The sequence below is a fragment of the Acinetobacter sp. WCHAc060025 genome (genome assembly GCF_004209355.1).
Lineage (GTDB): Bacteria > Pseudomonadota > Gammaproteobacteria > Pseudomonadales > Moraxellaceae > Acinetobacter > Acinetobacter wuhouensis.
Window position 1 is genome coordinate 52,031 of record NZ_SGSX01000019.1, and the last position, 19,236, is coordinate 71,266.

Sequence of the window (19,236 nt, forward strand, 5' to 3'; positions counted from 1 at the left end):
ATCAGATTATTCCTCAAAATTGCGTTCATGCAATTGATAATATGCTCCATGCTGTGCCAAAAGTTCAGCATGTGTACCTTGCTCTATGATACGCCCTTTATCCATAACCACAATCTTATCTGCATTTTCAATGGTCGAAAGACGGTGTGCAATCACAATCGTGGTTCTATTTTGATCTTGCATCGCTTCATCAAAGGCTTTTTGAATAAAGTGTTCAGATTCATTATCTAAAGCACTGGTTGCTTCATCTAAGATTAAAATCGGTGCATTTTTCAAAATTGCACGTGCAATCGCAATACGTTGACGTTGACCACCTGAAATACTCTGACCTTGAGCACCAAGTGGCGTATTATAGCCTTGTGGTAAAGCCATAATAAAATCATGTGCATAAGCCGCTTTAGCTGCTGCGATAATTGCATCATCGCTTGCACCTTCGGATTGCCCATAGGCAATATTCTCACGTACAGTACGATCAAACAGTACCACTTGCTGATTCACCATCGCGACTTGCTTACGCAAGCAACTCAATTCAATATCATGTATCAGATGATCGTCCAAATAAATTTGCCCTGCGCTAAACTCTTGGAAACGCACCAACATATTGACCAATGAAGACTTACCTGCGCCTGATCTACCCACTAAGGCAATGGTCTGACCCGCTTGAATATTTAAGGTAAAATCATCAATCGCTTTCACTTGATTTTTATAAATCAAATCAACATGATCAAATTTAATATCACCTTTTAATTTCGGGGTCAAAGCGCCTGTATTAGTTTCTTGAGGAAGATCTAATAATTCAAATACCGAATGCGCTGCCGCCATACCACGTTGCAGTTTTTCATTGATATCTGTTAAGTTCTTAATCGGCTTCGCAAGCAAACCTGCTGCAGTAATATAAGCGACAAACTCACCCGCAGTCGTATTACCTAGAATCTGCGGACGCAAAGCCAGCCAAATAATAATACTTAACGCTACAGCCATGACCAATTGAACCAGTGGACTATTGAGGTTTTGCACCACCACCATTTTCAGGCCACGTTTTAAATTCTCTTGCGAAGAGTCATAAAAACGCTTTTGCTCGCTCTCTTCACCTGCAAAGCTTTTAACTACAGCTTGACCATTCACGGTTTCTTGAACAATGTGGTTGACATCACCCATCGTGTTTTGCACTTGGATGGATAATTTACGCATGCGTTTGGAAGCTTTACGTACCAATAAACCAATGATCGGTAAAAAGATAAAAATACATAGGGTTAAACGCCAATTGGTATAAAGCAAGAAGCCCAATAAACCAATTGTGATCGCACCATCACGGATCAATGTCTTTAAGGATTCAGATGAAGCTGCTGTTAACTGCTCCACGTTATACATGATTTTGGCTGTGATATGACCAGATGAATTATCTAAATAATACTGTGATGGCAATCGAATGAGCTTAGCGAAAACTTCTTGGCGAATACTAAAAATCAGATTTCGTGAAATAACTGCTGTGTAATATCCACCCATGAACAAACCTAAGCCACGGAAGAAAATCAACAAGACAATTAAAACAGGAAACCAATCAAGATCTGCACGACTACCTTTTTGAATTGCATCAATAATAAATTGCAATAACTTTGCCACGGACATTTCTGTCACAGCATTGATACCAAATCCAATAACAACGAGTAACGCAATTCCCCAATACGGTTTAAGGTAGGATAAAAGGCGTAGGTAGACCTTAAAGTCTTGATTCACTGATTAATAACCTCGAGATGGAACTTTAGTACTGATATTGATATTCACAAAACCAAGCTGCCCAGCCACATCCATGACACGAATAACATCTTGATGGGTTGCTTTCGCATCAGCAGCAATCACAAACATGAGATCCCGCTTATCATCTGATGCTTGCTTAATCGCAGTACTTAAATCGACAGTTTCTTTGCTTGAAAGCGCCTGTCCGTTTACAGCATAGTGACCCGTTGAGTCTACCATGACTTCGATTTTATTTTTATATTCTTTTGGTGGTACACCTTGTGCATCGGGTAAAGATAGATTAATACGACTTTGCTGATTAAACGTCGTCGTTAATAATAAAATCACCAAGATAAACAATAAACAATCAATCAAAGGTGTGAGATTGATATGAATATCTTCTACCGTTTTTCGTTTAAATTTCATGTGACACCCCGAGTGCTTAACCCACTTTCTTCTTATTTTGATCTAGGTGCTTTTGAAAAAATAATGCTGCATGAAACAAGGTTGATTGTTGTTCCAACTCAGCCACATACTCTTGTACCAAACGCTGAAAATAACGATAAGCAAATAACGCAGGAATCGCAATCAGCATCCCCGCTGCCGTAGTAATTAACGCTTTAGAAATCCCTGGAATCATCATGGTTGGGTTACTCGCAGAACCCAAGTCAATCATTAAAAATGACTCAATAATCCCGATCACCGTTCCCAACAAGCCCAATAAAGGCGCAACCGCACTTAATGTCCCTAAAAAGTTGATATTTTTTTCTAAATAACCAATCTCACGAGAAGCTGTTGCTTCCATCTGCGCACGTGCATATTCTTCACCTTGTGAGTAGCTATCAATACCATCCTTGAAGATATAGCCTAATGATGATGAACGAGCAGATGAATTACGCTCTAACTCATCTAAGACATCATCAACACTGCGCCCTTTTTCTAACATTAGTGATTTAGGAAGAACTAAGGATCGTTTTAACCGTATAAATCGTTCAATAGAAATCGCAACGGTAAAAATTGAACATAAAACCAATGGCAGCATCAACCAACCGCCAGCTTTGACAAGTTCCCACATCCCTAGTTCCCCCAAAAAAATATTTATTAAAAATTATTGTTCTGCTAAACAGATATTTAAGATTCCATCCAACTCATCCAATGAGTTATAACTAATCACAAGTTTTCCTTTTCCTTGCTTATTATAATCCAACTTTACACTTGCACTAAAACGCTCAGACAGTTTTTGCGTCAATTGCTGTACATCGGGTGCTTGCGGATCTTTGGCTTTTTCTTGCTTAGGTGTATTCCAATCGCGCACCAATTGTTCGGTTTGACGAACGGATAAACTTTTTTCAATCACGATTTTTGCAATTTGCAATTGATCTTTGGCTTTCAAAGTCAAAATTGCACGTGCATGCCCCATGTCCAACTGACCTTGTTGCATCAAATCTTTAATTTCATCTTCAAGACTGAGTAAACGCAATAAGTTACTCACCGTGGTACGGGCTTTACCAACAGTATCCGCTATTTCCTGATGACTTAAACCAAACTCTTCATGAAAACGTTGTAAAGCCAAAGCTTGATCAACTGGGTTGAGATCTTGACGTTGAATATTTTCAATCAATGCCAAAGCAATCGCAACTTGGTCAGTCAAATCACGCACAATTGCAGGAACTTCCGTCAAGCCGGCTAACTGTGCAGCACGCCAACGTCGCTCACCCGCAATAATTTCATACGGTGTTTCATCATTCTCGATTGGACGAATCACAATCGGCTGCATCACACCATGCTTTTTAATCGACGCTGCGAGTTCTTGTAAATCTTGCTCATTGATAAAACGACGTGGTTGATATGTACCACGCTTTAGTTGATTGACATCAATTTGTTTAAGCTGACCATGATCTAGCGCCTGAACTTCAAGCTGTAATTTTTCTTTTTGGATTGACCCTAATAACGCATCTAAGCCACGACCTTTAGCCAAGCCTCTTTTTTTTACGGTCATGCTTTATTTCCTTTTTTCACTTTACTCTTTTTCAACATTTCAGCCGCTAAATTTAAATATGCAATTGCACCTTTAGAGCTTTTCTCAAAATAAATAATCGGTAAACCATGTGCAGGCGCTTCAGCCAAACGCACATTACGCGGAATCACTGTATCATAAAGCTTCTTGCCAAAATACTGCTCTAACTCTTCAGAAACATCACGTGTCAAAGCGTTTCGAGCATCGTACATGGTACGAAGTACACCAATAATTTCAAGTTCAGGATTTAACGCTTGCTGAATTTTATCAATGGTTTGAGTTAAATCTGCCAAACCTTCCAAAGCATAATATTCACACTGCATCGGAATCATCACGCCATCTACAGCAGCCAAAGCATTAACAGTAATTAAGCTTAAACTTGGTGCACAATCGACGATTATATAATCAAAATCTTTTTCAACTTCACGCAAAGCTTTACGCAAAATGAATTCACGTCCTTCTTGCTCAGCGATTGCCAATTCAACACCCGCTAAATCACGGTTTGAACCTAAAACTTTATAACCAACTTCTGCTTTGGTGATTGCTGTTTCAATCGGTACCTCACCCAATAACACATCCGTTACAGAATAAAGTAGATCATTCTTTTGAATGCCTGACCCCATCGTGGCGTTACCCTGGGAGTCCATATCGACCAATAAAACACGCTTTTTTAATACGGCTAAAGAGGCAGCCAAATTTACTGCTGTCGTGGTTTTACCTACGCCACCTTTTTGGTTTGCGATTGCTATAATTTGAGCCATGGTAACCCCAACCTTCTGGTTTTTAAATCTGTTTTAATAAAAGTAAATGACGTTGTTCGTCTAATCTTGGCACATGCAATTCAACGATGTCACAACTGAACTTATCTTTCAATTCAGTAATTTCATCAGAAGGAACTAAACCTTTCATTGACGCAATAATACTTTTTTCATGCATATAGGGTTGTGACGCTGCAACAAAATCTGTGAGTGAGGCAAATGCACGACTGGTAATGACATCGAATTGCCCGAGTTCATTGATGCTCTCTTCATTTTCTACACGCGTCTGAACTGCGACGACATTTTTTAGTTTTAAATCTGCAATAAATTGTTTAAGAAAACGAATTTTCTTACCATTTGAGTCTAATAATACACATTGGCGCTCAGGTTGACATAATGCAATGATCATCCCAGGCATACCACCGCCAGTACCAATATCGAGCAAACGACCTTGTGGTAAATCATTTAAAATACTTAAACTATCCAATAAATGCTTGACTAACATTTCTTTCGGATCACGAATGGCTGTTAAGTTATAGGCTTTGTTCCACAGCACGAGCGCATCTTGATACTTCAACAGTAAACCAAGCGCTTCATCACTCAAATTTAAGCCAAGCTTTATACTGCCTTGCTTTAACTCTTGAAAAAATGGATGCATGATCAATAACATCTCAAAAAAATTTGTATGAAGTATACCGATTTCTAGCGCGTGGAACAGTAGTTAATGATGAGTTAATATGCACTTAAGCATGCAGATTCATACTTAAATGCACAGTTTCATACATCAACTGGCATAAACACCCTGTCTAATTTGCAAATCTAAAGCAGTGAGACGCTCAGGTGTACCGACATCTACCCATGCTGCTTGCATTTTTTCGGCTGAAATTTTTCCATCTAACATACCTTGTTTAAACAAAGGCAACATTGGACGTTTACCAGCTTCTAAACCTTTAAACATTTTTGGAGAATAAACAGCAACACCACTATAAGTCAGATTTTCACCCTCTACGTTTTGATCAAAGGTATAAGCACGACCATTAGCCAAGGTAAAGTCACCATTTGGATGCTGTTCAGGATTTTGCACGAAAACCAAGTGGGCTAAATCATCACCTAATTTCACATCGAGTAATGATGCAAAATCAAAGGTTGTCCATACATCACCATTGATCAGAATAAACGGTTCATCACCTAATAATGGCAATGCATTGATGATACCGCCCGCAGTTTCTAAGCCTTCTTCTTCACGTGTCCAGCGAATGTCGACCCCGAATTGTGAACCATCACCCAAAGTGCCAATCAGAATATCAGCCAACCATGCAGAGTTGATGACAATCTCAGTCACACCAATATTTTTTAATTTTTCAATGTGCCACACGATCAGGGCTTTACCACCCACTTCTAATAAAGGCTTTGGCTTGTATAAAGTGAGTGGGCGCATGCGATTACCCAAACCTGCTGCCAATATCATTGCTTTCATTAAGCTACAACCTCATATTTACCGTATTTCTGCTCAAATTTCGGCAAGACTCTAGCATGAATAAATTGCATGAATGGTTGTAGTTCTGCATACGGTTTTGATTCTTCAAGTAAATACCACATCACGCGTGGCAAATCTTTGAGATAACCTGACTTTCCATCACGTTCAAACAATCGCACGAAGATACCGAGAATCTTGATATGACGTTGAATTGCCATGAAGTCAGCATCACGTTTAAATTGTTCAAAATCACGACCATCTTTAGCAGAAGCAGGCAATAGGTCATAGAACACTTTAAACCATGAGTAAACGCGTTCAGGATTCCATTGCACATAAGCATCACGCGTAATCGAGATCAAATCATAGGTATCTGCACCAATCACTGCATCTTGGAAGTCAATTACACCTTGATCCGTTTCACCATTGAGAATCATCAAATTACGGCTATGAAAATCACGATGTACAATCACTTGTGGTTGCGCCAAAGCAGTATTAGCAAGAATTGCAAAGCTACGTTTAATTAATGCCGACTCTTCATCTGTGGTTTGAATATTTAAAGATGGTAATAACCATTCTGTGAGCAGCTCCATTTCAGAAATCAGCTTTTCATAGGCATAGGCAGGTAAATGCGATTCCCCTGCAATGCTTTGAAGTTGCACTAACTGTTTAAAACTTTGTGCATAATGTGTATCTACAGTTTCATCAGTCAATTTGGTAGACAATAAAACATCGCCAAAATCTTCCAACAATAGGAAGCCTTGATCTAAGTCTTTTGCGATAATATGCGGGACACGCACACCATTTACATCAAAGAATTCATCAATAGCAACAAAAGGACGACAATCTTCCTTCTCAGGAGGTGCATCCATCAGCATAAATGTTTTATTATTCAAGATAATTCGTGCATAACGACGGAAACTCGCATCGCCTGCTAAAAAATTGATTTCAAATTGATCTGAACTGAGTACAGATGTTAACCATGTTTGTATCAATTGTTCACGTTGTGTATTCATTTGCAATTTAATCTAATTCAGGCTGAATTTTTGAAGTGCTAAGTGTAGCTACTTATCAACTTTTTCTCTATGATGCGACAATAATTAATTGCGATTAGCAGATTTGGTTAGTGATACAAATGAAGCATCAGTTTAAATTTAATCCTTTGGCTACCGCTGTTTTGACTCTACTTTGTGGAAGCTCAATATCAAGCTATGCTGAAACAGCAAACAATGTTTCAGATGTTGCGACATCCAAAGTAAATAATACGCAACTTAATGCTGCAATTAAGGAAAGTTTTGCGGGACAAAACTTTTTTGAACAATATTATGTCGATAAAAATTCTGCTGAAGCGCAAGTCCGTGATTCAAAGAATCCAAGCAATCGCTACTGTGACGGTGCATGGGTTACCCCATTTAGCACTCAATCTACATCTGTAAAACCCGAAGAAGCATCCTCCATCATTACAGCGGATAATGGCTACTACAACCCGAATGGTGACTCAATCCTTTCTGGTGATGTGGTCATCGACCAATCTGGTCGTATGATCCGTGCTGATGAAGTGACCATTGATAAAACTCAAACCTTTGCCAAAGCCAAAGGTAATGTGCAAATGGCGCAAGGTGGGATCATTGCACAAAGTGATCAAATTGATTACAACTTGAAAGATGAAACTGGGCAACTCAATAATAGTTTTTATATTGCCGAACTCACACATGCACATGGTCATGCTCAACGTATTGAACGTCCATCTCAAAATAAAATCATTTTAGAAGATGCAAGCTATACCACTTGTCCACCTGATGAAAAACCAACTTGGAACATCAAAGCGGATCAAATCACTCTTGACCAAGAAACAGGTCGTGGTGTTACACGTGGCACAAAACTTTATGTCAAAGATGTTCCTGTACTCGCAGTTCCCTATTTCAACTTTCCGATAGATGATCGTCGTACCACAGGGATTCTGAATCCAAATTTTGGCTTTACCAATGACGGTGGTTTTGAACTTTCAGTTCCTGTCTATTTAAATCTTGCACCAAATTATGATGCAACGATTACACCAAGAATGATTACGGATCGCGGTTTAGTCGCACAAGGTGAGTTTCGTTATTTAACAGAAAGTTTTGGTCAAGGCAGTATTTGGGGAACCTATTTACCGAATGATCGTGAATATAATGATGAAGACCGTAAAGACCTACACTTCCTGCATAATTGGAATATTAATCCGCAATGGTCGACGAATTTAGAATACAACTATGTATCTGATAAAGATTTTTTCTCTGATCTAGACAATAATCCAAGTACACGAACTGAATTAAACCAACGTCGTGCATGGGAACTTAACTATGCCCATGGCATTCCTGGTCTAAAAGCACAATTAAAAGTTGAAGACTTCCAAACACTCGACGAAACTATACCCGATGTTGATAAGCCATACGCACGTCTGCCACAATTTTTACTTAATTATGTCGGTGGCAACCCACAAGGTTGGGAATACGAGTTTAATAACGATACCGCTTACTTTAAAAAAGACATCAATGATGCAGGCTTAGCACTCAGCCAACCAAGCGGTACTCGTTTATATAATCAATTTGCAACGCGTTATAATTTTAGAAACCCGTGGTCATTTGTGATTCCTGAAGTTTCTGTTCGTAGTCTGAACGTTTACTACGACCAGGACACACAAAATAATGGTTCTGATTCCAGAACAAAATCAGTAATCGTGCCACAATTTACACTGGATACTGGTTTAACTTTTGAAAAAGATGGTAAATACCTCCAAACAATAACACCTCGTGCTTTCTACGCATACGCACCTTATGAGAATCAAAATCTAAATCCGAATTTTGACTCAACAACGGCATCGATCAGCTATGACCAGTTATTTAGTCCGTATCGTTTCTATGGGCATGACCGCCTAGAAGACAATAATTTCATGTCTTTAGGTGTGAGTTACAGTCTGTTTGATACAGTTGGCTTAGAGCGCTTAAGAGCAAGTGTTGGACAAAGCTATTACTTCTCTGATCGTAAAGTGGGACTACGTAGTGGTCTAGATGAAATCGATCGTGAAAAGCATACCGGCCCTGTTTTAAGCTTATCCAGTCAACTTTCACAAAACTTTACCATCAGCACCAACTCCGCATGGATGTCGAATGGAGATAGTGCTCAACAAGACCTGCAACTGTACTACACAGGTGCAAAAGGTAATTTATATAATGTAGGTTACTTCTACAGAAAAGACTTGCCAGATCGTCAAGATAAATATGATCAAGCAGTTGCATCATTTATACAACCTGTAAAAGACAACTGGCGTATCATGGGTCATGCACAATATGACCTTGATAATCGTGTTGCTCGTGAATATTTACTCGGTGTAAATTATGAATCTTGTTGTTGGGGGATTTCTGTCTATGGTCGTTCTTACTACAACGATCTAGATGATGTTTCTTCTCCAGATACCAAACGTAAAAATGCGGTAATGGCTGAAATCACATTAAAAGGACTTGGTGGTTTAAACAACAAGTTAAGTTCATTACTTGAAAATCGTATTTTAGGTTTTGATAAAGCTAATCAATCTTGGACACATTAATGAAGACGCAAAATTTTAAAAATTTATTTAAAGCAACAACTTTAGCTTTACTCATTGCTACATCCATATCTACAAATGCGAATATCCCTAAAGATCAAATTATTGCAGTCGTAGGTTCTACTGCAATTTTAAAAAGTGATTTGGATCAAAGTATTGCTGAAGCAACACACAAGCTTCAAGCACAAAAAAAACCAATTCCACCACAAAATATTTTAGAGCAGCAAGTACTCAGTCAACTCATCACACGTGATACACAACTTGAACAAGTTAAAAAATATGGTCTAAAGGCTGATGAGAAAAGCTTAAATGATGCTGTATTAAAAGTCGCACAACAATCAGGCTCGAGTTCTCTCGAAGCTTTTCAACAAAAATTAGATGCAGTCGCACCAGGAACTTATGAATTGCTTCGTGGTCGTGTGTCTGAAGATCTACTGATTCAAAGACTCAGCCAACAGCAAGTGATGTCTAGAATTAAAATTACAGATCTAGATGTAGACAACTTCCTTAAATCCCCAGAAGGTCAAGCAGCTGTCGGCAGTCAAGCTCGAGTATTGCACATGCGTATTGCTGGAAATGCACCAGTAGCCGAAATTGAAAATATTGCTAAATCAGTGCGTGCGGATTTAAAAAATAGTAATGATGTAAAAGCAATTGAAAAAAAATATAGTACTGCTCAAATCAAAGTTGATGGTGCAGATATGGGTTTCCGCCCTCTTTCTGACATCCCTGCTGAACTCGCAGCACGTGTCAGCTCCATCGAAATAGGTCAAACAACAGACTTGATTACTGCAAAAGACGGTATACATGTTTTAAAATTATTAGAAAAAAAATCGAATGATCAAAAAGCACTTGTACCACAATTTGAAACTCGTCATATTTTGATCAAAACATCAGAAGTTGTGAGTGCTGAAAATGCCAAACAAACCATTAACAGTATTTATAACCGTTTAAAAGCGGGTGATGATTTTTCTACACTTGCAGCAACATATTCAAGTGATCCAGGCTCCGCACGTGACGGCGGTAGCTTAGGTTGGGTAAGTCCAGGCATGATGGTGCCTGAGTTTGACAAAGTAATGCAAAACGCAACTGTCAATGACATCAGTCAACCATTTGAAACTCAGTTTGGTTGGCACATTCTCCAGGTCACTGGCAAACGCCAACAAGATATGACTTCAGAATACCAAAAACGTATGGCGCGCCAAATCCTTGGGGAACGCCAATTCGAATCTGAATATGATAGTTGGATCAGAGAATTGCGCGCCAACACATATATTGAAATCAAAGATCCAAATCTAGACCCGAAACAAGGCAAAAGTTAAGTTTTAGAGTTGATAAAAACCAGTGCAAGATCACTGGTTTTTTTATGCATGAAAACTAAATAACGTCAGTTCGATAAGTTATTTTAATAATTTCAGTAGGGTAAGGTTTTTGTAAGGTTTATTGTGACGGAGTCTAATCGGTTTTGTTCATATATTAGGATTAGCCTTCGGCTCGAGGCACTCTTACGAAACGATGTTTGTCATTCGGCAAAATGAGCAGTTAAACTGCGCAAGAAAACCATCTTGCGGACTCAAAATATATTTTGAGGATCCTCATCGCAGTACTCGTCAGCTACCGAAATATATCAAAATTATCGCAAAAACATTAACTTATAAATCTTGCGCCATGACTGGCTCATGCCTCAAATAATTGCGAAGGACGTTTCCGTGTATCAAATTTTTGGAAGAAATCAACTTCGAACTCAGGTTAAATAGATCATTATTTTCAAATTCCAGCAAAAAAATTAAAATCACAATAATTAACACCTCACTATATAAGCATTGATTAAACTTCAGCCATAAAAAAAGACGCCCTAGAGCGTCTTTTAAGAATCTATTTAATTCATAGTGATCATCAAAGATGAATTTATCTACAAATTAACGATTGTTTTCATCTTCAGATGAGTCTTCAAATTTAGTTTCACCACCGAAATCACTTTGACCACCGAAGCCACCTTGACCACCGAAGCCACCTTGACCACCGAAGCCACCTTGACCACCGAAGCCACCTTGACCACCAAAGCCGCCTTGACCACCAAAGCCGCCTTGACCACCAAAGCCACCTTGTTGACCACCGAAGCCACCTTGTTGACCGCCGAAGCCACCAGCTTGACCACCGAAGCCACCAGCTTGACCACCGAAGCCACCAGCAGCGCCTTGAGCACCAGCAGGAGCACCAGCAGGACGCGGATTACGTGCAGGTACAACTGTAGAAATCGCATGTTTGTAAACCATTTGGCTTACTGTATTTTTCAAAAGAACTACATATTGGTCAAAAGATTCAATATGACCTTGTAATTTGATACCGTTTACAAGAAAGATAGAAACTGGAATGCGTTCTTTACGGAGAGAATTTAAGAACGGATCTTGTAAAGTTTGACCTTTAGACATTTTATACTCCAAAAAAAAATTAAAATCAGCGCAAAAACTATCTTTATTTTTCAATTAAAATTTATAAAAAAGATAGTTGTTAAATTTTGCTTTATCCGTGTAAGTTTCGCAAGTCTTCTTGAGCCTGCTTTATCGTTAAAAAAGTGTTGAATTGGTGTAATTCTTGCAAAGAACGTAACCAAGTGTATTGACGTTTAGCCAATTGTCGTGTCGCGAACAAAGATTTATCCTTCATTTGCCGCTCACTTTCATGACTAAAATCACAATTTTTCAAAAATTCAATTGCTTGTCGGTAACCCACCGAGCGGAACGCTGGCAAATTTTCATTGAGATCGTATTTTTCAATCAGGTATTTCACCTCATTTAAAAAACCAATATCCCACATTTTTTCTAAACGCAATTCAATACGTTTATGTAATTCTAACCGATCTGGTACCAATGCATAATTATGAAAATTGTAACGATATGGTTGCTTTTTGGGTTGTTCCGCCTGTAGTTGTGTAATTGGCAGTCCTGTAATTTTATAAACCTCTAATGCACGAATAATCCGCTGTTTATCACTGACTTTAAATTTTTCACCAGCCAAGGCATCGACTGATTTCAATTCATCATAAACGGCTTGCCAGCCCTCCTGCTCTCCCTTGCGTTCAATTTCCGCACGAATCTCGTAATCAGCACTCGGTAAATTGGATGAAAACCCCTCTAACAGTGCTTTGAAATACAACATCGTCCCACCCACAAGAATCGGGGTTTTATCGCGTGCATGAATATCATCAATCAAACTACAAGCATCTTCAACAAATTCAGCCGCAGAATACACGTCGAGTGGCGTAATAATATCGATTAAATGGTGCGGATAGCGTTCCTGTTCCTCTTTGGTGGGTTTCGCTGTACCAATGTCCATTTCTTTATAAACCAGCGCAGAATCGACGGAAATCAGCTCATAGCCACCGCGTTCATATAGTTCACATGCCAAAGCGGTTTTCCCACTCGCAGTCGGTCCCATTAAATTGATGACAGGCTTTTGATTTGACATGTACAACTACTCTCCTCGAGCAAATAATTTATCTAATTGATGGAGTGGAAATGCACGCCATGTTGGACGACCATGATTACATTGACTGGCGAATTCAGTCTGTTCCATTTGGCGCAATAACGCATTCATTTCAGACAAACTGAGCATCCGATGCGCGCGCACTGCACCATGGCATGCCATACCTGCAAGAATTTGATCACGTTTCTGTTGTAAAGCCTGTGCCTCATCATTCGGATCTAAATCGTTCAGAAGCTCAGGGACAAGTGATTCAAAATCTGCTTTATGCAAAATCGCAGGCACGCCACGTACAATCACTTGATCATCGCCATATTGGTCGATGTCTAAGCCCAAACGCTCTAATTGCGGTTTTAATTCATCAATCCGAGTCGCTTGCATACGGGTAATAGAAATGACTTTTGGAATCAACAATTGCTGTGATGTCCAAAATTCAGGTTTATCCCAAGCTGACTTCATTTGTTGTAACAAAATACGCTCATGTGCCGCATGCATATCGACAATAATCAAGCCTTCAACATTTTGCGCAAGTATATAAATACCGTGCAATTGTGCAATCGCAATGCCTAATGGATGCTCATCAACATAGTTGCTGTGTTTATTTTCAAGATTTTGTACAGAACGCTCATAAGAAGCTTGATCAGATAGATTTTGTGAATCAGCATAATTATTCAAAGTTGAATCATCTTGCTCACGTAAAGGTGCTAAATAACTTTTCAATGCATTATTGAGCTGTTGCGTTCCACGATATTGTTGCTGAGATGATTGTGAATAATGGACTGTTTGCCCTTGTGGCTGACTAAAATCAGTCAAACCATCATTCAACATCTGAGAATCAGCATTGCTTAGGCTATTTTGATCATGCAATTGTTGATAGCTATTTGAAGTGTTTGTTGTGTCACGATGTAATTGAAATTGCTCTTGATAACGTGGTTGAGCCTGTTGCCATTGCTGATTGGTGTCATCTTGATCTTGCTTCATTGCAGAAGACAATTCAGCACTCGCTGTTTGAAATTGCGATAAAGTTTCTTTGGCATAATGACGTACAAATTCATGTACTTCACGCTGATTTAAAAAGCGAATTTCATGCTTAGTTGGATGTACATTAACATCAATATTTTCAGGATCGACTTCTAAAAATAGCAAATAAGCTGAATATTGATGACCATGTAAAATACCATCATATGCCATGCGCAACGCATGAGAAATGGTTTTATCTTTGACAATACGACCATTCACATAAACATATTGTAAATCCGCTTGCGCACGTGCATCTGAGGGATGACCTAACCAACCCGATAAACGCATGCTGATACTATCCGCATCAATCCAATAGGCATTTTCAGTGAATTGACGACCCAATAATTGCTGTACACGTTGATAACGTAATTCACCACTATCTGCAATCGGTAGGTTTAAACGAATATTGTCATTATGTTCTAGAACAAAACGAATATCGAAATGTGTCAGTGCCATACGGCGCACGATTTCTTCAATATGCCCAAATTCAGTTGTTGGTTTTTTCAAAAACTTACGACGTGCAGGCACATTAAAAAATAAATCTTGAATGCGAATATGTGTGCCTTGCTGTGCTGCAACCGCTTGAATATCCTGATGGTCGAATGCCGTGCCATTCACTTCAAGTTGATAACCTACGCCTGAGTCATCTTGACTACTGGTCAATGTTAAACGTGATACAGCAGCAATCGAAGCCAAAGCCTCTCCACGAAAACCCAAACTGACAATGGCTTGTAATTCTTCAGCATTTTGAATTTTACTGGTGGCATGGCGCGTCACAGAAAGCGCTAAATCTTCAGGATGGATCCCACGACCATTGTCAATGATCTCGATCAAGGTACTGCCACCATTCGCCACACGAATAATCAGTTCAGTCGCTCCCGCATCAATCGAGTTTTCTAGTAGCTCTTTGACCACAGACGATGGGCGTTCAATCACTTCACCTGCCGCGATTTGGTTGGCAAGTGCAGGATTTAAAGTTTGGATACGTCTTAAACTGATGTCTTCACGTTGCATTCAATTAACCTAAAATTAAAATGAATAGAATGTTGATTGGGCACGATTCTCAATACTCATTTCGCATGATTGAAATGATAATGAATAAAATAAAAATTAACTGATCGCTTGAATGAGTGATTCCGAAACACTTTCAACGATCACTTCACGCACGCTTTCATCTTCTGCTTTGAGAATTGTAATCACATGATCTGCTTGAGGAATTTCATCGCCACCTTTGGATGGCCATTCAAATAAAAACAAAGCATTCGGTACATCTAAATAATCACGAATACCCATCAATTCAAGTTCATAAGGATCATTTAAACGATACAGATCGAAATGAAAAACCTCTTTCCCGTTAATGGTATAAGGTTCAACCAAAGTATAAGTCGGGCTTTTTACCGCACCTTGATGACCTAAATTTTGTAGCCAGTAACGCGTTAAAGTCGTTTTACCTGCACCTAAGTCACCTATTAAATAAATCACGCCTTGGGCAATATGTTGCGCCAATTTTTGCGCTAACTTTTCGGTCTCTTGTTCATTGCTCAGACTTAATTTACATGAATATTGCATAGTGCTCACGACATGATTCAAACAAGACGTTATGATAGCATTGCAAGCACATAAAACCTATGTTGCATTGTGTAGAAATAGTCCTTTGATGCATACAATCATACGTTCAAGATCGTCACGCCATTCATTTAATTCGCTGTTCTTATGAAAAATACCGCACCCATTTTAGATTATGTTCCACCCATGCGAGATGGCGTAACCGCATCTAAAGTTTTTTTGCAAAAAACAGATCAAACTTTCAATACAATCTTTGAATATTTAAAAGTTCAATTTGCGCATATTTCAGAAACTGAGTGGCGACAGCGTTTTGATGATCATTTGATTATTGATATGACTGGGCAATGCTTAAATATCAATAGTCCATTCCAAACCAATACGCATATTTATTATTATCGCTTTCTCGCTCATGAAACCCATGTACCATTTCAAGAAGAGATTTTATTTGAAAATGACGACTTATTGGTGGTGGATAAACCGCATTTTTTAACCATCAGCCCAACTGGACAATATGTACAAGAAACCCTTTTGGTCAGGCTTAAAAAAACCACTGGCAATCCAGATTTAACTCCGATTCATCGCTTAGATCGTGAAACTGCTGGCATTGTATTGTTTTCAAAGCGACCTGAAACACGTGGTCTGTATCAGCAAATGTTTGCAGGGCGTAAAGTGGATAAAACTTATCACGCGATTGCACCCTATCGAGCTGACTTGAAGTTCCCTTATTCCTTAAATTTGAGAATGGATAAGGGGGAACCTTTTTACACCATGCAAGTGATTGAGGGTGAAAGTAACTCACATACAGATATTGAAGTCCTTGAATGTAATGGGCAATGGGCAAAATACTTACTCAAGCCTTCTACAGGTAAGCAACATCAATTGCGAGTACATTTAAATTGGCTCAACATTCCAATCAAAAATGACCCATTTTACCCAGTAGTTCAGCATAAAAATGACGCAGATTTCACCCAGCCTTTACAACTTTTAGCCAAAGAAATTCATTTCAAAGATCCGATAATAGGGGAGAATTTGCATTTCTGTTCTGAATTTGAACTCACACTGTAATTTTGACGTAATGACAATATACGACTTTTGATGATTAGACATTGAAATTACTTAAGCTTTGATTAAAATAGGCACTCAAACTCAAATATTGTTTGGTTTTATTCATGAGAAAAACTGAAGTCTATCAAGTACGCCTTGATTCACAAGAAAAAAAATTAGCTTTTGCTGTTTTTAAGCAATTGGGAATTACCCCTGCTCAAGCAGTTCGTCTATTTTTCAAACAAGTCGTGATCACCAAATCGATCCCCTTCGCGATTGAAAATCAAAATATCAATATGGATCAATTGTTAAAATTAAGAAAATTGAAACAAGAACAACAAAATGGGCAAGCCAATCCTACTGTTGAATTGAGTGATGACGATGAGGACTTATTTGCAGAGTTGAATGCGATCTTGGGTGAAAGTGACAAAACTTAACAGTGTCGCATTTTTAAACAATTCTTTGAGTTCACTTTTCACTTTTTTGGTTATGCTTTCTTGCAAGGACAATAATTTACTTTGCAAGGAGTGATAAATGATCGTTCGTCGTGCGACCAAAGAAGATTTAAACCAACTTGCTATTTTATTTGATGAATACCGTCAATTTTACGGTGCATCCTCCAATATCAAACAATCTCTCAGCTTTCTTACTCAACGTTTTGAGAATAAAGAAAGTGTCATTTTTATTCACGTTAAAGATGATGTATTTACAGGCTTTGTATTGCTGTATTTGGGTTTTTCCTCTGTTGCCTGTTCAAAATATTATATTTTAGATGATGTCTATGTCACACCAAGCTATCGCAGGCAAGGTTCAGCCAAACAATTGATTGATACTGCAATACTTTTTGCACGTCATGAAAATGCACAACGTATTAGTCTAGAAACTCAAAAAAGCAATTACCAATCCCATCAGCTTTATGAACAAATGGGCTTCGTTAAAGATAATGAGTTTCAAACTTTCCACTGCTTCTTAAAATAAAAGCATTATAGATGCCAATAGATAAAGGCAAAATTTGCCAATATTTCAAGTCTCAATCTATTTTTTAAACTTAAATTTGATCTGCAATCAGGTTTTTCGCAGCATTAGCCTGATTTTCAGTTAGATAAATCCATTCACCTTCAGCTAAATCAGTTAATTTTAATTGTCCAATTTGTGCACGATGTAAATTTTCTACTTTATTTCCAACTGCTGCAAGCATTCGTTTAACTTGATGATAAACACCTTGATGCACGGTCATTTGCAATTTAAATTCATCTAAACGGATAACATCTGTTGCCGAAAATATACCCTTTTCATTTCGTAATTCAACACCTTGCTCAAGTTGTTGAATCTGTTCGTCAGTCACTGGATCAGCGGTTTGCATCTGATAAACTTTAGGCACATGTTTTTTAGGATGTGTTAAAGCCTGTAAAAATTGTCCATCATCCGTGAGCAATAACAACCCTGTTGTATCTTGATCGAGTCGCCCTACACATTGCATGCCGCGATTCATCAATACATCATCAAATAAATCAAACACACTAAAGTGATGTGTCGCCTGATGTGAGCATTCGTAATTTACGGGTTTATTGAGTGCTATATACACTTTTTCACGATATTGAAAAGACTGACCATGCACGGAAAATTCTAAATCTTGCAGATTTAATTTAAACTTAGGCTCTGTAATCACTTCATTTTGGATTGCAACCGCCCCATTCTTAATGAGTTGTTGACAATGCTTACGTGAACCAAAGCCTTGTGATTGCAATATTTTTTCCAAAAACATAAAACAAAACCTAAATAAATTGACGTGTATTTTAATGGATCTCGGCTTAAAAGCCTAACTGATATTTAAAGCAATCCCCATGTCACATCAATATGTGATAAATACCAAAACTCTTATGAAAGTTATTTTCGGCGAGATATGAAGCAATAATGAATGTTCCCTCTCCTTTCAGGATAAGAAACATCGTTTGTTGCGCCCTATCCTTTCTATCTTTTCAGTATAATGATCAGGTGTATTGAAATGAAAAATGTTGAATCAAAATGAGTCTTAGCAGTTTAGACCTAAACTTAATGGTGCTGATTGTATTACTTGCATGTGGCGTATTCAGTCATAACACAGCAGTGACTATAGCGGCAGCAGTATTGATCGTCTTTCGCATCACACCGCTGAGTGAGTTTTTCCCACTCTTACAACGTCACGGTTTAGAAGTCGGCATCATCATCCTCACCATTGGTGTACTTACACCCATTGCCAGTGGAAAAATTGCAGGTGAGGAGATTCTCAAATCATTTATGCACTGGAAATCACTTTGCGCTATTGCGATTGGCTTATTAGTGGCATGGTTAGGTGGACGTGGTGTGTCGCTCATGACCAATCAACCCAATGTTGTGGCTGGTTTGCTCATTGGTACAGTCGCTGGTGTTGCTTTACTACGCGGTGTTCCTGTAGGTCCACTGATCGCGGCAGGAATACTGTCTTTATTGATTGGTAAATCATGATGTTATTTATATTGCCAATATATTTATGACCCAATAAAAATAGCCTGTTAGACTCATCATCTAAACAGGC

At 38.6% G+C, this 19,236-nt stretch carries 19 protein-coding genes; 6 read left to right on the forward strand and 13 right to left on the reverse strand.

Annotated features, from left to right (window positions below; genetic code table 11):
- Positions 1 to 6: 6 nt before the first annotated feature.
- The 8 genes from msbA to EXE09_RS15175 form a co-directional block, all read right to left on the reverse strand.
- A complete protein-coding gene (msbA, locus tag EXE09_RS15140; protein WP_130117813.1) occupies positions 7 to 1,737 on the reverse strand; it encodes a lipid A export permease/ATP-binding protein MsbA in 1,731 nt (576 codons plus the stop codon).
- A gap of 3 nt (positions 1,738 to 1,740) precedes the next feature.
- The gene (locus tag EXE09_RS15145; protein ID WP_130117814.1) at positions 1,741 to 2,163 is read right to left on the reverse strand and encodes an ExbD/TolR family protein; all 423 of its coding nucleotides are present in this window, start codon (positions 2,161 to 2,163) and stop codon (positions 1,741 to 1,743) included.
- 16 nt (positions 2,164 to 2,179) lie between these two features.
- The gene (locus tag EXE09_RS15150; RefSeq protein WP_068973198.1) at positions 2,180 to 2,812 is read right to left on the reverse strand and encodes a MotA/TolQ/ExbB proton channel family protein; all 633 of its coding nucleotides are present in this window, start codon (positions 2,810 to 2,812) and stop codon (positions 2,180 to 2,182) included.
- Positions 2,813 to 2,845: 33 nt separating this feature from the next.
- The gene (locus tag EXE09_RS15155) at positions 2,846 to 3,736 is read right to left on the reverse strand and encodes a ParB/RepB/Spo0J family partition protein (protein WP_068973199.1); all 891 of its coding nucleotides are present in this window, start codon (positions 3,734 to 3,736) and stop codon (positions 2,846 to 2,848) included.
- Entirely contained in the window at positions 3,733 to 4,515 is a 783-nt protein-coding gene (locus EXE09_RS15160; RefSeq protein ID WP_068973200.1) for a ParA family protein, read from the reverse strand. Before EXE09_RS15160 ends, EXE09_RS15155 begins: the two co-directional genes overlap by 4 nt.
- A 22-nt stretch (positions 4,516 to 4,537) precedes the next feature.
- Complete coding sequence (rsmG, locus tag EXE09_RS15165) at positions 4,538 to 5,170, reverse strand: 16S rRNA (guanine(527)-N(7))-methyltransferase RsmG (protein ID WP_130117815.1); 633 nt, start codon at positions 5,168 to 5,170, stop codon at positions 4,538 to 4,540.
- Between the two features lie 126 nt (positions 5,171 to 5,296).
- Positions 5,297 to 5,989 (reverse strand): N-acetylmuramate alpha-1-phosphate uridylyltransferase MurU, encoded by a 693-nt coding sequence (gene murU, locus EXE09_RS15170; RefSeq protein ID WP_130117816.1) that lies wholly within the window; start codon positions 5,987 to 5,989, stop codon positions 5,297 to 5,299.
- Positions 5,989 to 7,002, reverse strand: coding sequence for an aminoglycoside phosphotransferase family protein (locus EXE09_RS15175; protein ID WP_130117817.1), 1,014 nt, complete (start codon positions 7,000 to 7,002; stop codon positions 5,989 to 5,991). Before EXE09_RS15175 ends, murU begins: the two co-directional genes overlap by 1 nt.
- Positions 7,003 to 7,121: 119 nt before the next feature.
- On the opposite strand from EXE09_RS15175, the gene EXE09_RS15180 reads away from it, so the two are divergent.
- Positions 7,122 to 9,572, forward strand: a complete 2,451-nt coding sequence (locus EXE09_RS15180; RefSeq protein ID WP_130117818.1) for an LPS-assembly protein LptD — start codon at positions 7,122 to 7,124, stop codon at positions 9,570 to 9,572.
- Positions 9,572 to 10,891, forward strand: coding sequence for a peptidylprolyl isomerase (locus EXE09_RS15185; protein WP_068973204.1), 1,320 nt, complete (start codon positions 9,572 to 9,574; stop codon positions 10,889 to 10,891). Before EXE09_RS15180 ends, EXE09_RS15185 begins: the two co-directional genes overlap by 1 nt.
- A 597-nt stretch (positions 10,892 to 11,488) precedes the next feature.
- Here the strand turns inward: EXE09_RS15185 and hfq are convergent.
- The 4 genes from hfq to tsaE form a co-directional block, all read right to left on the reverse strand.
- Entirely contained in the window at positions 11,489 to 12,001 is a 513-nt protein-coding gene (gene hfq, locus EXE09_RS15190; RefSeq protein ID WP_117276785.1) for an RNA chaperone Hfq, read from the reverse strand.
- A gap of 91 nt (positions 12,002 to 12,092) precedes the next feature.
- Positions 12,093 to 13,037 (reverse strand): tRNA (adenosine(37)-N6)-dimethylallyltransferase MiaA, encoded by a 945-nt coding sequence (gene miaA / locus EXE09_RS15195; RefSeq protein WP_130117819.1) that lies wholly within the window; start codon positions 13,035 to 13,037, stop codon positions 12,093 to 12,095.
- A gap of 6 nt (positions 13,038 to 13,043) precedes the next feature.
- Complete coding sequence (mutL, locus tag EXE09_RS15200; protein WP_130117820.1) at positions 13,044 to 15,086, reverse strand: DNA mismatch repair endonuclease MutL; 2,043 nt, start codon at positions 15,084 to 15,086, stop codon at positions 13,044 to 13,046.
- A gap of 96 nt (positions 15,087 to 15,182) precedes the next feature.
- A complete protein-coding gene (tsaE, locus tag EXE09_RS15205; RefSeq protein ID WP_130117821.1) occupies positions 15,183 to 15,641 on the reverse strand; it encodes a tRNA (adenosine(37)-N6)-threonylcarbamoyltransferase complex ATPase subunit type 1 TsaE in 459 nt (152 codons plus the stop codon).
- A 144-nt stretch (positions 15,642 to 15,785) separates the two neighbouring features.
- Between tsaE and EXE09_RS15210 the strand changes: the two genes are divergently transcribed.
- The 3 genes from EXE09_RS15210 (at position 15,786) to EXE09_RS15220 (ending at position 17,660) form a co-directional block, all read left to right on the forward strand.
- Positions 15,786 to 16,703, forward strand: coding sequence for an RluA family pseudouridine synthase (locus EXE09_RS15210; protein ID WP_130117822.1), 918 nt, complete (start codon positions 15,786 to 15,788; stop codon positions 16,701 to 16,703).
- 104 nt (positions 16,704 to 16,807) lie between these two features.
- Positions 16,808 to 17,119: a type II toxin-antitoxin system RelB/DinJ family antitoxin gene (locus tag EXE09_RS15215; RefSeq protein WP_068973210.1), complete on the forward strand. Its 312-nt coding sequence runs from the start codon at positions 16,808 to 16,810 to the stop codon at positions 17,117 to 17,119.
- Positions 17,120 to 17,216: 97 nt separating this feature from the next.
- Positions 17,217 to 17,660: a GNAT family N-acetyltransferase gene (locus tag EXE09_RS15220; protein ID WP_087553069.1), complete on the forward strand. Its 444-nt coding sequence runs from the start codon at positions 17,217 to 17,219 to the stop codon at positions 17,658 to 17,660.
- A gap of 70 nt (positions 17,661 to 17,730) precedes the next feature.
- Here the strand turns inward: EXE09_RS15220 and EXE09_RS15225 are convergent, their stop codons facing one another.
- On the reverse strand, positions 17,731 to 18,447 hold the full coding sequence (locus EXE09_RS15225) for a pseudouridine synthase (protein WP_130117823.1): 717 nt from the start codon (positions 18,445 to 18,447) through the stop codon (positions 17,731 to 17,733).
- 260 nt (positions 18,448 to 18,707) lie between these two features.
- Between EXE09_RS15225 and EXE09_RS15230 the strand changes: the two genes are divergently transcribed.
- Positions 18,708 to 19,166, forward strand: coding sequence for a DUF441 domain-containing protein (locus EXE09_RS15230; RefSeq protein ID WP_068973213.1), 459 nt, complete (start codon positions 18,708 to 18,710; stop codon positions 19,164 to 19,166).
- Positions 19,167 to 19,236 lie beyond the last annotated feature (70 nt).

What these genes read in the sequence shown, in the direction of transcription:
- hfq (WP_117276785.1), bottom strand. Translation starts at nt 12,001, where the DNA reads ATGTCTAAAGGTCAAACTTTACAAGATCCGTTCTTAAATTCTCTCCGT.
- EXE09_RS15155 (WP_068973199.1), bottom strand. Translation starts at nt 3,736, where the DNA reads ATGACCGTAAAAAAAAGAGGCTTGGCTAAAGGTCGTGGCTTAGATGCG.
- EXE09_RS15175 (WP_130117817.1), bottom strand. Translation starts at nt 7,002, where the DNA reads ATGAATACACAACGTGAACAATTGATACAAACATGGTTAACATCTGTA.
- EXE09_RS15150 (WP_068973198.1), bottom strand. Translation starts at nt 2,812, where the DNA reads ATGTGGGAACTTGTCAAAGCTGGCGGTTGGTTGATGCTGCCATTGGTT.
- EXE09_RS15230 (WP_068973213.1), top strand. Translation starts at nt 18,708, where the DNA reads ATGAGTCTTAGCAGTTTAGACCTAAACTTAATGGTGCTGATTGTATTA.
- EXE09_RS15180 (WP_130117818.1), top strand. Translation starts at nt 7,122, where the DNA reads ATGAAGCATCAGTTTAAATTTAATCCTTTGGCTACCGCTGTTTTGACT.
- EXE09_RS15210 (WP_130117822.1), top strand. Translation starts at nt 15,786, where the DNA reads ATGAAAAATACCGCACCCATTTTAGATTATGTTCCACCCATGCGAGAT.
- EXE09_RS15215 (WP_068973210.1), top strand. Translation starts at nt 16,808, where the DNA reads ATGAGAAAAACTGAAGTCTATCAAGTACGCCTTGATTCACAAGAAAAA.
- rsmG (WP_130117815.1), bottom strand. Translation starts at nt 5,170, where the DNA reads ATGCATCCATTTTTTCAAGAGTTAAAGCAAGGCAGTATAAAGCTTGGC.
- EXE09_RS15220 (WP_087553069.1), top strand. Translation starts at nt 17,217, where the DNA reads ATGATCGTTCGTCGTGCGACCAAAGAAGATTTAAACCAACTTGCTATT.
- miaA (WP_130117819.1), bottom strand. Translation starts at nt 13,037, where the DNA reads ATGTCAAATCAAAAGCCTGTCATCAATTTAATGGGACCGACTGCGAGT.
- EXE09_RS15185 (WP_068973204.1), top strand. Translation starts at nt 9,572, where the DNA reads ATGAAGACGCAAAATTTTAAAAATTTATTTAAAGCAACAACTTTAGCT.
- EXE09_RS15145 (WP_130117814.1), bottom strand. Translation starts at nt 2,163, where the DNA reads ATGAAATTTAAACGAAAAACGGTAGAAGATATTCATATCAATCTCACA.
- EXE09_RS15160 (WP_068973200.1), bottom strand. Translation starts at nt 4,515, where the DNA reads ATGGCTCAAATTATAGCAATCGCAAACCAAAAAGGTGGCGTAGGTAAA.
- murU (WP_130117816.1), bottom strand. Translation starts at nt 5,989, where the DNA reads ATGAAAGCAATGATATTGGCAGCAGGTTTGGGTAATCGCATGCGCCCA.
- EXE09_RS15225 (WP_130117823.1), bottom strand. Translation starts at nt 18,447, where the DNA reads ATGTTTTTGGAAAAAATATTGCAATCACAAGGCTTTGGTTCACGTAAG.
- tsaE (WP_130117821.1), bottom strand. Translation starts at nt 15,641, where the DNA reads ATGCAATATTCATGTAAATTAAGTCTGAGCAATGAACAAGAGACCGAA.
- mutL (WP_130117820.1), bottom strand. Translation starts at nt 15,086, where the DNA reads ATGCAACGTGAAGACATCAGTTTAAGACGTATCCAAACTTTAAATCCT.